Consider the following 11,356-nt stretch of genomic DNA (forward strand, 5'->3'; position numbering starts at 1 on the left):
CGGAACTCGAGAAAGCGGGATGTGCACTGATGTACCGACTAGGGGTTGATGTCGGTGGCACCTTCACGGACGTGCTGCTGATCGAGGAGGCGACCGGGCGGACCCGCCGGACCAAGGTGCCCTCGACACCCCAGGACCAGTCCGTGGGAGTCGTCGAGGGGGTCACCCGGGTCCTCGCCGACGCCCGGGCCAGCGCGGCGGACATCCGCCAGTTCCTGCACGGCACGACGGTGGCCACCAACGCCGTCCTGGAGCGCCGTGGCGCCCGGGTCGGCCTGGTGGTGACCGTCGGCTACCGGCAGGTCCTGCACATCGCCAGGTCGTTCGTGCCCGGCGGACTCGGCGGCTGGATCGTCTGGGACCGACCGGCCGAGCTTGTCGCGCTGGCCGACGTCCGCGAGGTCGGCGGCCGGCTCGACGCCCGGGGCGAGGAGGTCGAGCCGTTGGACGAGGCGGCGGTCCGGGCCGCCGTGCGGCACCTGGTCGACCGGGGCGTCGACGCCCTGGCCATCGGCTTCGTCAACTCCTACGCCAACCCCGCGCACGAACAGCGGGCCGCCGAGATCGCCGCCGCCGAGGCGCCCGGCGTGCCGGTCTCCACCTCCGCCGGGGTGCTGCCGGAACTCGGCGAGTACGAGCGGACGTTGACCACCGTGGCCAACGCCTACGTACGCCCCGGAGTCGGCTCCTACCTGCGTAACCTCAGCGCGAAACTGGTCGACCAGGGGCTGGTGGGCGAGCGCCGGGTGCTCCGCTCCGACGGTGGTCTGATGACCTTCGAACGGGCCGAGGACATCCCGGTCAGCCTGCTGATGAGCGGCCCCGCCGGTGGGGTCGCCGCGGCGGTCGCCCTGGGACCGGCCGCCGGTCACCCGGACCTGCTCACCCTGGACATGGGCGGCACATCCACCGACGTCGCGCTGATCGAGAACGGCAGCCCGGTCATCCGCCGCGAGACGACCGTGGCCGACCTGGCCGTCCGGGCCCCGTCGATCGACGTGCAGACGGTGGGCGCCGGTGGCGGCTCCATCGCGCACGTACCCGAGCTGACCGGTGCGTTGCGGGTCGGACCGGCCAGCGCGGGAGCCCTGCCCGGACCGGCGACGTACGGCCGGGGCGGGGAACTGCCGACCGTCACCGACGCCAACGTGGTCCTGGGCTACCTGCCGCACGCCCTGTTGGGCGGCGCGATGCCGCTGGACGTGGAGAAGGCCCGGACCGCGGTTGGGACCGTCGCGACCCGGCTCGGGGTGTCGGTGGAGGCGGCCGCCGCCGCGATCATCGACATCGTCAACGAGAACATGCTCGGTGCGTTGCGGCTGGTCTCGGTGCAGCGCGGCTACGACCCGAGGCGCTTCGCGCTGTTCGGGTTCGGCGGGGCCGGGCCGCTGCACGTCAACGCCCTGGCCAGGCTCCTGGGCTCCTGGCCGGTGGTGATCCCCCAGTCGCCGGGGGTGTTGTGCGCCTACGGCGACGCCTCGACCGGAGTCCGGGCGGAGGCGAACAGGTCGCTGGTCCGTCCGCTCGACGAGGTCGGCGAGGAGCTGCTGCGCCGGGAGTTCACCGAGCTGGCCGGGCAGATCGACACGGAGTTCGACCGGGCCCGGGTGCCCGCCGAGGCACGGTCGGTGCGGTACGAGGCGGACGTGCGCTACCACGGCCAGGGCTTCGAGGTCTCGGTCGAGGTCGACGCGGCCCGGCGCACGGACCTGCTCGGCGCACTGCGGGGCGGTTTCGACGAGGCGCACCGACGCCTGTTCGGGTTCTCCCTCGACGAGCGGCACGAGGTGGTCAACATCCGGGCGGTGGGGCTCTCCGACGCCGAGCGGATCGTTCCCGTCGAGATCGAGTCCGGTGACCGGGATGCCGCGCAGGCGGTCATCGGCCGGCAGCAGGTCTACGTCGACGGCGGCTGGCAGGAGGCGGCGCTTTACGACCGCACCGCCCTGCGGGCCGGCAACGAGCTGGCCGGGCCGGCGATCGTGGTCGAGATGGACTCCACCAGCCTGGTCCTGCCGGGCTGCGTCGCGCGCGTCGACAGGCTGGGCAACCTGCTCATCCTGCCCGCTGACCAGGGAGGGACCCGATGAGTGCGGTCATCGTCGAGACAGCCCGGCAGGCCCGCCCGGTCGAGGTCGAGACCGCGGTGCTCGACATCGTCGAGAACGCCCTGCGCAACGCCCGCTTCGAGATGGACGCCGTGGTGCTGCGTACCGCGATGTCACCGGGCATCCGCGAGCAGCACGACGCGTTCCCGCTGATCGCCGACCGGCGGGGCCGGATGGTCGCCGGGCAGTTCGGCTCCTTCATCGACGGCTTCCTCTCCGGCTACGACGGTACGGTCGAGGAGGGGGACGTCTTCTTCACCTCCGACCCCTACGCCTGCGACGGCGCCATCAGCCACGCCAACGACTGGCTGGTGCTGTTGCCGATCTACTTCGAGCGGGCCCTGGTCGGCTGGGCGGCGATGTTCGGTCACATGAGCGACGTCGGCGGGAAGGTCCCGGGAAGCCTGCCCACCGATGCGGTGTCGATCCACGAGGAGGGTGTGATCGTCCCGCCGGTGAAGCTGTTCCGGGCCGGGACCCTCGACCAGCAACTCCTGGACACCGTGCTCAACCAGGTACGCCTGCCCAGCTGGAACCGGGCCGACCTGAACGCGGTGCTGGCCTCCTGCCGGACCGCCGAGGTGCGGGTACGTGAACTCTGCGAACGGTTCGGCGTCGACGCCTACCTGTCCACCCTGGAGCTGCTGCTGGAGCGCAACCGGCAGGCGATGGCGAAGCTGTTCCGCCAGGTCGTGCCCGAGCAGCCGGTCACCTTCGAGGACTTCGTCGACGACGACGGGCGCGGCGAGGGACCGTTCCGCATCCGCTGCTCGCTGTGGCGCGACGGCGACCAGGTGGTGCTGGACTTCACCGGGACCAGCGACCAGGCCGAGGGATCGATCAACTTCCTGTTGAACGAGAACATCCTGCGGATGTTCTTCGGGGTCTACACCATCATGGCGGTCGACCCGATGATCCTGTTCAACGACGGGTTCTATCCGCTGGTCGACGTCCGGATCCCCGAGGGCAGCCTGCTCAAGCCCCGGCGGCCGGCGGCCGTCTCGTGCCGTACCCACGCCCTGGGGCGGCTGTTCGACGTGCTCGCCGGGTTGCTCGGGCAGTGCCAGCCGGACTTCCTGGCCGCCGCCGGGTTCTCCTCCAGCCCGCACCTGATGTTCTCCGGCCTGGACCGGCAGGGTAAGTGGTTCCAGCTGTACCAGATCGGCTTCGGCGGCGTCCCGGCCCGCCCGGTCGGCGACGGCTTCGACGGCCACTCGATGTGGCCCTCGTTCACCAACGTGCCGAACGAGTACCTGGAGGCCTACTACCCGCTGCGGATCGAGTCCTACGAGTCGGTCCCGGACTCCGGGGGCGCGGGCCGGCACCGGGGCGGCAACGGCATCCGGGTCGGTTACCGCTTCCTCGAACCGGGCGAGGTGTCGATCCACGACGACCGGTGGTTCACCAAGCCCTGGGGGGTGCTCGGCGGCGAGCCGGGTGAGCGCGGCACGAAGATCCTGGCCCGGGCCGACGGGTCACGGCAGGTGGTGCCGGCCAAGTGTGACCACGTCGCGGTCCGACCCGGTGACCTCCTGCACTTCGTCACCTGGGGCGGTGGCGGCTGGGGCGACCCGCTGGAGCGCGACCCGGAGCAGGTACGCCACGACGTCGAGCGGGGGCTGGTCACCGTCGAGGGCGCCCGCCGGTACGGGGTGGTCCTGACCGGCGGCCGGATCGACGCCGAAGGGACCCGGGCGTTGCGGGCGAAGCTGGCCGTCGAACGGCCGGCGGAACCGTTGCGGTTCAACCGGGGCGGCACCCTCGACGAACTGCGGGCGCGCTGCCGCGCCGAGACCGGCCTGGAACCGCCGCGTGCACCGGCGGGCGCCCGAGATGCACCGGAGCCGGCAACCCCCGCGCCGGGCTCCTCCGGTGCGCCCCGGGCCCGCCCGCGCGGCACCGTGGCCGCAGCGGGCGGCGAACGGCCGACCCGGACACCGCGACCCGCGCGGGCGCCGTTGGAGGCGCTCGTGCACCACATCGCCCGTCAGGTGACCGGGCGATGAGTCCACCCCACTTCCAGACCACCACGGTTCTGGGCGACGACGGGCATCCGCCCGCCGACACACTGGTAGAGGAGAACTGTCATGGCTGACCTGCAGATGTCCGCGCTCGGCATGATCGAGACCCGGGGCCTGGTCGCGGCGGTCGAGGCCGCCGACGCGATGGTCAAGGCCGCCACCGTCGTCCTGGTGGGCACCGAGTACATCGGCGGCGGCCTGGTCACCGTCGTGGTCCGGGGCGACGTCGGCGCGGTCAAGGCGGCCACCGACGCCGGCGCGGCCAGCGCCTCCCGGCTCGGTGAGGTCGTCTCCGTGCACGTCATCCCCCGCCCGCACACCGAGGTCGAGGCGATCCTGCCGACCGGGTCGACCCGGGGCGGAACGAAGTCCTGAGCCGGCCCCCATGTTCATCGAAGGAGCTTGACACATGAGTCGGGTGTGGACTGCTGTCGACATCGAGGACGTCGCCCGGTCGGACGGTCCGCGCGAGGTCCTGCTGGGCCCGGGTGACCTGATCTCCCCGCACGCGGAGGACATCGCCCGGGGGCTCGGCATCACCGTTCGCCGGGGCGCGGCGGACGGTCGGGCGGCGTCCGCCCCCGTCCAGGCGACGGCCGGCCCTGCCGGGGCCTCCGCTACCACCGGCACCCCTGCCGGGGCCTCCGCTACCACCGGCACCCCGGGCGGCTGCGACGACACCGACGGCTGCTCGTGTGGCTGCGAGGGCGCCGAGGAGGCGGAACGGACCATCCGTACCATCGCCGCCGCGGTGGTGTCCGCCAACCCCGACGCCGACGCCTCGACGGTGGCGACCGAGACGCTGCGGGCGCTCGGCGCCTACGGCGGGCCGGGCGTGGGCAGCCCCGAGCAGGCCCAACCGCTGCCCGGACAGACGCTGCCCCGCAAGGCCAAGGGCGCCCGCCCGCAGTTCTTCGCCGAGCCGGGCATGGAGGCCCTGGTCTCGACGATGGTGACCCTCACCTCGGAGGTGTGGGTGCTGCGGGAGCGGGTGATGACCCTGGAACAGCTGCTCGCCGACCGGCGGGTGGTGGAGCGGGGTGCGGTGGACGACTTCACCGTCGCCGCCTCCGACGCCGAGACCAGGGACGCCGAGGCGGCGGCGTTCGTCGCCCGGGTACTGCGGGTCTTCTACGAGTGGCGCGAGGAGATCGTGCGGGAGGAGACCCCGGAGTCCTACCGGGAGGTCATCCGGCAGGCCTTCGCGCAGGTGGGGGAGGGCAAGTGAAACAGCAGCACCGGCACGGCCTGTTGCCGACGGAGAACCACGACGAACTCGCCCGGGAAACCTTCGTGCGGGCCCTGAAGGCGCACATCTCCACCGAGGTGACCCCCGGGGTCCGGGAGCTGTACGCGCACCGCGTCGCACCCCGCTACCAGCGGGAGATGGGTGTCCCGCCGCGGGACCGTGAGACGGTCCGCCGGGCGATGGAACCCGAGCCGTACTACCAGCTCTGGAGTTCGGTCCGGCGGGCGAGCCAGGACCTGCTCTGGAACGTGGTGGCCGACAGCATCGTCCGCCAGCTGGACGACCTGCGGGCGAAGGCGGAGCCGTCCGGGCGGGTGCGGGGCTCGCTCGAACTGGATCACGACTTCGAACTGCCCTGGTACTTCTGGGGCATCGACATCCACGCCATGCCCGGCGGCTACCGGGGCGAGTACGCCCCGGGCGACGTCACCGCCGGTGCGCTCTACGACCGGGGCGTCTACGTCTACGCCACCGGGCAGATGGGCGAGCTGAACGACGACTACGGCCAGTCGGTGGTGAACAACTACCTCAAGCCGGAGCACCGGGATTTCCGGCCCCGGCGCATCCTGGAGATCGGCTGCGGGGTGGGCAACTCGACCCTGCCGTACGTGGACGCCTATCCCGACGCCGAGGTGCACGGCATCGACGTCGGCGCGGCCCTGCTGCGATACGGCCACGGCCGTGCCGAGTCTCTGGGCCGCAAGGTGCACTTCTCCCAGCAGAACGCGGAGGCCACCGCGTTTCCCACCGGGCACTTCGACCTGGTCGTCTCGCACATCCTGTTGCACGAGATGCCACCGGAGGCGGTCCGCGCGGTCCTGCGGGAGTGCCACCGGCTGCTCGCCCCCGGCGGGATGATGATCCACGCGGACTTCCCGGGCTACGCCGGCCTGGACCCGCTGGCGCAGTTCCTCATCGACTGGGACACCTGGAACAACAACGAACCGTTCTGGGGGCCGATGCGGGACATGGACCTGGTCCAGGCCGCCCGGGACGCCGGGTTCACCGGCGACTGCACCGAGCTGTCCTGCAAGCGGGACTGCGTCGAGGAGGTCTCCACCCCCACCGGCCGGGTGCTGCAGAGCGGTGAACGCCGCAGCAGCGGCACCCTGGCCTTGCTCGTGGGTCGGCGCTGACATGGCCCACAGCGCCGTCGAGCTGCGCACCTTCGCGTTCGTGGACCGGCTCCAACCGCAGATGGCCGCCCTGCTCGGCAGCGTGATGTCGGGCGATCCGGTGGTCGAGGGGATGTCCGAGCTCTACCTGGAGATCTCCCCGGGCAGCGACGTCTACGCCCTGGTCGACGCCGCGGTCAAGGCTGCCGGGGTCCGCCCCGGTTCCCAGGTCGTCGAGCGGCAGTACGGCATGACGGAACTGCACTCGATGTCGCAGGACGCGGTCCGTCAGGCCGGTCAGACCATCCTCGACCTGCTCGGGTTCACCGAGGCCGACGCGCAACCGGCGGAACTGGTCTCGGCGAAGATCGTCTCCAACATCGACGCCTATCAGGCGCAACTGGTGAACCGTTCCCGCAAGGGCTCACTGCTGGTGGCCGGCGAGTCGATGCTGGTGGTCGAGTGCCAACCCGCGGCGTACATCTCCGCCGTGGGCAACGAGGTGGAGAAGTCCGCCGGGGTCAAGATCGTGGACGTCCGGGGGGTCGGCCAGTTCGGTCGGCTGTGGGTCTCCGGGCTGCACTCGGAGGTGGAGTCGGCCCGGGACGCGGTCCGCCGCGCCTTCGACACCAGACCCTGGTCGCACCGACGCTAGAGGAACGAGGTGGTTCGGCATGCGTATCGCCCGGGTGATCGGCTCGGTGGTCAGCACCGTCAAGTCCGAGGAGCTGACCGGCGCCAAGCTGCTCGTCGTCGCGCCCCTGGGTGAGACGCACGCCGTGGAGCCGTACGTCGCCGTCGACACCGTCGGGGCCGGCCGGGGAGAGGTCGTCCTGGTCGCCATGGGTGGTGCGGCACGGCTGGTGCAACGGCAATCCAGTCAGGCGCCCGTGGACTCCACAATCGTCGCGATCGTCGACCGGCTGGAGACCGAGGCGTGGGTCAACTACGTAAAGGACTGACGTGGACCTGTGGGATACCGGTGCCCTCGGCGTGGTCGAGACGCACGGACTGACCGCCTCGATCGTCGCCGTCGACGTGATGGCCAAGGCGGCCCAGGTGCGGCTGATCGGCGTCCGCCGGATCGGCGACGGGATCGTGACGGTCTCCGTCGTCGGCGACATGGCGTCGGTGACGGCGGCGGTGGAGAGTGCCCGGCTGGCGGTCACCGCGATCGGCGGCACGGTCGCGTCGACGGTCATCGGTCGACCCGCCGTACCGACGGCGGTCCTGCGTGACGCCGGACCGGTCGAACCCCCCACCACCCGACCTGGGGAGCAGTGACATGCGTGGCTACGTCGGCCCGGCCGGGGCGCAGATCCACTACCGTGCCAGCGGTACCGGTGGCCCCGCGCTGGTGCTCTTCCACGAGTCGCCGCAGGCGTCCAACGTGTTCGAGCCGGCCCTGCCCGCCCTCGGCCGGTCGCTGCGCGCCTACGCCCTGGACACGCCCGGGTACGGGCTCTCCGACCCGCCCGCCGGCACCCCGGAGATCCCCGACTACGCCCGCCTGCTGCTCGACGCCGTCGACGCGCTGGGCATCGGCCGGTTCGCCGTCGCGGGGCAGCACACCGGTGCCTCGCTGGCGCTTGCGGTGGCCCACCTCGCCGAGCCCGGCCGGGTCACCCACGCGATCCTGTCGGGCCTGGTGCTGGACCGGGCCGAACGGGAACGACTGGGCGCGTCCTGGGCGCCGGACAAGCCGATCGACCCGGCCGGTGGGCACCTGCGCGAACTCTGGGCCCGCTACCTCGACATCTGGGAGGGGCCCCCGGCACTCGTCAACCTCGCCGTGGCGAACATTGCCGCGGTCTTCGAGCGTTACAACTGGGCCTACCGGGCCGCCTTCCGGTACGACCCGACCGAGCCGCTGCGCACGGTGCCCTGCCCGGTGCTGCTGCTGACCGCGGAGCGGGACATGCTGGCCGGCGGCGACGCACTGGCCCGGGAGATCCGTCCCGACGCCACGGCGGTCCGGTTGACCGACACCACCGGTCAGCTGCCGTGGCGGGTGCCGGAGGAGTTCGCCGCGGTGGTGTCGTCCTTTGTCACCGGGCGTGAGCCGGGGGCCGACCGGGTCGGTGCCCGGTGAGCGAGCAGGCGGACCTGCTGGTGATCGGGGCCGGCACCGCCGGTCTGCCGTGTGCGATCGAGGCGGCGCGGGCGGGGCTGCGGGTCGAGCTGGTCGACGTGGGTGCCGACATCGGCGGGACGCTGGGTGTCTCGGCCGGGCACCTGAGCGCCGCGGGCACCCGTCGGCAACGTCGGGCGGGCATCGACGACGACCCGGACCGGCACTTCGCCGACGTGCTGCGGATCGGGCACCACCGGGGGGACCCGGCGCTCATCCGGCTCGCCGTCGACGAGGCCGCGGGGCTCGTCGACTGGTTGGACGACAACGGTTTCCCCTTCGCTCCGGGCACGCCAGTGGTCTACCACGGGCACTCCCCGTACTCCCGGCCCCGGACCTACTGGGGTACCGGGCACGGCCGGTCGATCCTGGAGACCCTGCGACCGCTGCTTGCCGAGCAGGTCAGCGCGGGCCGGGTCAGCCTGCGGCTGGGCACGCGTGCCGCGGAGTTGACCACGACCGCGGGCGTGGTCACCGGCGCCGTGGTGCATACCGCCGAGGGCCCCCGCGAGCTCCGCGCCGGGGTCACCGTCCTGGCCTCGGGCGGGTACGGCGCCAACCCCGACCTGTTCCGTGCGCTGACGCCGAACCGGCCACGCCTGGTGACCAACGCGGCACCCACCTCGACCGGTACCGCGATCGAGTTGGCGGTGCCACTGGGCGGCAGCGTCCGCTTCGCCGACCTGCACACGCCCCGACTGGGCCTGTTGGAGCGCCGCTCCGACCCCGGCCGGGTGGACTTCTGGACCGAGCTGGCCCACCTCGCCCCGGCCGAGCGCCCGCCTCGGGAGATCTGGGTGAACTCGGCGGGGCAACGGTTCGTCGCCGAGGACCTCGACGACGTCACGCGCCACGAACGGGCCGTGCAGGAGCAACCGGGGGCAGAGTTCTGGATCGTCTGTGACGAGCCGGCCGTGGCGGCGGGCGCGCCACTGGTACCCGCCTGGGGTGCCGACCGGTTCCGGACGGAGGCGCGCCGGGGGGACGTGGCGTGGGTCGCCGACGACCTCGCCGACCTCGCCCGCCGGGCGGGCATCGACGCGCCGGGGCTGGAGCGCACCGTGCGGGCGTTCAACCTGGCGGTCGAGCAGGGGGTGGACCCGCTCGGTCGCCGGGTGTTGGGACATCCGGTCAGCCGACCGCCGTACTACGCGGTGCGGTCGGTGGCCGCGCTGCTGTGCAGTTTCGGCGGACTGGACGTCGACACCGACTTCCGGGTCCGGCGGGCCGACGGCACGGCCGTGGCCGGGCTGCACGCGATCGGGGAGGCCATCGGGATGGGCGCCACCAGCGGGGCGGCGTTCTGCGGCGGGATGGCGGTGACCCCGGCGCTGGCCTTCGGACGGCGGTTGGGCCGACGGCTGGGCGAGCGGACGAGTGTGGACCCCTGACCGGCATATGTATGCATAAAGGCGCGGACGCCGAGTCCGTGCCGGCAAAAACAAGTGTTGACAGCGAGTGGTGCATCACTGTTGTATACAACGACCACTCGGTGGCTGCTATGAGAGGTGTTCATGACTAGCGATCTGCACCACGAAGGACCGCTGCACGGCGTGCGCGTGGTCGAGTTCGGCTCCCTGCTCGCGGGGCCCTTCTGCAGCCAGCTGCTGGCCGACTTCGGCGCCGAGGTCATCAAGTGCGAGCCACCGCGTCAGGGCGACCCGATGCGCGAGTGGGGCCAGGAGAAGCCGCACGGCAAGTCGCTGTGGTGGCCGATCGTGGCCCGCAACAAGAAGTCGGTCACCGTGGACCTGCGCACCCCCGAGGGGCAGGACGTCGCCCGGCGGCTGATCGCCCAGTGCGACGTGGTGGTGGAGAACTTCCGCCCCGGGACGATGAAGCGCTGGGGGCTCGGCTACGAGCAGCTGTCGGTGGCCAACCCCGGCCTGGTCATGGTCCAGGTCTCCGGCTTCGGCCAGAACGGCCCCTACTCGGCACGCCCCGGTTACGGTTCCGTCGGGGAGGCCATGGGCGGCCTGCGGTACGTCGTCGGCGACCCGCAGACCCCGCCGAGCCGGGTCGGCATCAGCCTCGGCGACTCCCTGGCGGGCACCTTCGCCGCCCTGGGCGCGCTGCTGGCGTTGCGGGTGCGCGACCGGACCGGCCGCGGCCAGATCGTCGACTCGGCGATCTACGAGGCGGTCCTGGCGATGATGGAGTCGCTGCTTCCCGAGTACGCCCTGGGTGGCCACGTGCGCGAGCGCACCGGCGCCATCCTGCCCAACATCGCCCCGTCCAACGTGTACCCGACCCGAGACGAGGGGCTGGTGCTCATCGCGGCCAACCAGGACACCGTCTTCCGCCGGTTGGCCGTGGCCATGGGCATGGCGGAGCTGGGCACCGACCCACGTTTCGCCAGCCACGCCGCACGGGGCCGCAACCAGGTCGAGCTGGACGAGATCATCGCGAAGTGGTCGGGGCAGCACGACACCGAGGAACTGATGGCGGTGATGATCGAGAACGACGTACCGACCGGGCGGGTCTACCGGGCCCCGGAGATGCTGCGCGACGAGCACTTCGCCGCCCGCGAGGCGATCGTCCGGATCGCCCACCCCGAGTTCGGCGAGTTCCCGATGCAGAACGTGGTGCCCAGGCTGTCGATGACCCCGGGACGGGTGAAGTGGACCGGACCGCGGCTGGGTGAACACACCGACGAGGTCCTGACCGACATCGTGGGCATGGAGACGGCCGAGATCGACGCGCTGCGCACCAGCGGCGTCATCTAGCGGCGG

General features: G+C 72.2%; 11 protein-coding genes. All 11 read left to right on the forward strand.

Going from position 1 to position 11,356, the window contains the following annotated elements; all coding sequences use genetic code 11:
- Positions 1–29 precede the first annotated feature (29 nt).
- The 11 genes from GA0070617_RS13925 to GA0070617_RS13975 all read left to right on the forward strand — a co-directional run bounded on the left by GA0070617_RS13925 (position 30) and on the right by GA0070617_RS13975 (position 11,350).
- Positions 30–2,090, forward strand: coding sequence for a hydantoinase/oxoprolinase family protein (locus GA0070617_RS13925; protein WP_217628809.1), 2,061 nt, complete (start codon positions 30–32; stop codon positions 2,088–2,090).
- On the forward strand, positions 2,087–4,114 hold the full coding sequence (locus GA0070617_RS13930) for a hydantoinase B/oxoprolinase family protein (protein ID WP_091437314.1): 2,028 nt from the start codon (positions 2,087–2,089) through the stop codon (positions 4,112–4,114). The genes GA0070617_RS13925 and GA0070617_RS13930 overlap by 4 nt, the downstream gene beginning before the upstream one ends.
- 90 nt (positions 4,115–4,204) lie before the next feature.
- Positions 4,205–4,504 carry an ethanolamine utilization microcompartment protein EutM gene (eutM, locus tag GA0070617_RS13935; protein WP_217628932.1) on the forward strand — a complete coding sequence of 100 codons (300 nt, stop codon included), beginning with the start codon at positions 4,205–4,207 and terminating at the stop codon, positions 4,502–4,504.
- A 34-nt stretch (positions 4,505–4,538) separates the two neighbouring features.
- On the forward strand, positions 4,539–5,357 hold the full coding sequence (locus GA0070617_RS13940; RefSeq protein WP_139135659.1) for a hypothetical protein: 819 nt from the start codon (positions 4,539–4,541) through the stop codon (positions 5,355–5,357).
- A complete protein-coding gene (locus tag GA0070617_RS13945) occupies positions 5,354–6,514 on the forward strand; it encodes a class I SAM-dependent methyltransferase (RefSeq protein ID WP_091437321.1) in 1,161 nt (386 codons plus the stop codon). Before GA0070617_RS13940 ends, GA0070617_RS13945 begins: the two co-directional genes overlap by 4 nt.
- 1 nt (position 6,515) lies before the next feature.
- Positions 6,516–7,148: a hypothetical protein gene (locus GA0070617_RS13950; RefSeq protein WP_091437323.1), complete on the forward strand. Its 633-nt coding sequence runs from the start codon at positions 6,516–6,518 to the stop codon at positions 7,146–7,148.
- Between the two features lie 19 nt (positions 7,149–7,167).
- Positions 7,168–7,455: a EutN/CcmL family microcompartment protein gene (locus GA0070617_RS13955; protein WP_091437326.1), complete on the forward strand. Its 288-nt coding sequence runs from the start codon at positions 7,168–7,170 to the stop codon at positions 7,453–7,455.
- Between the two features lies 1 nt (position 7,456).
- Positions 7,457–7,777 carry a BMC domain-containing protein gene (locus tag GA0070617_RS13960; RefSeq protein ID WP_229688497.1) on the forward strand — a complete coding sequence of 107 codons (321 nt, stop codon included), beginning with the start codon at positions 7,457–7,459 and terminating at the stop codon, positions 7,775–7,777.
- 1 nt (position 7,778) lies between these two features.
- Positions 7,779–8,585 (forward strand): alpha/beta fold hydrolase, encoded by an 807-nt coding sequence (locus GA0070617_RS13965; protein ID WP_091437329.1) that lies wholly within the window; start codon positions 7,779–7,781, stop codon positions 8,583–8,585.
- A complete protein-coding gene (locus GA0070617_RS13970; RefSeq protein WP_091437333.1) occupies positions 8,582–10,015 on the forward strand; it encodes an FAD-dependent oxidoreductase in 1,434 nt (477 codons plus the stop codon). Before GA0070617_RS13965 ends, GA0070617_RS13970 begins: the two co-directional genes overlap by 4 nt.
- Before the next feature lie 123 nt (positions 10,016–10,138).
- Positions 10,139–11,350 carry a CaiB/BaiF CoA transferase family protein gene (locus GA0070617_RS13975; protein WP_091446380.1) on the forward strand — a complete coding sequence of 404 codons (1,212 nt, stop codon included), beginning with the start codon at positions 10,139–10,141 and terminating at the stop codon, positions 11,348–11,350.
- Positions 11,351–11,356: the final 6 nt, after the last annotated feature.

The sequence above is a fragment of the Micromonospora yangpuensis genome, from assembly GCF_900091615.1.
In the GTDB taxonomy this organism is placed as follows: domain Bacteria; phylum Actinomycetota; class Actinomycetes; order Mycobacteriales; family Micromonosporaceae; genus Micromonospora; species Micromonospora yangpuensis.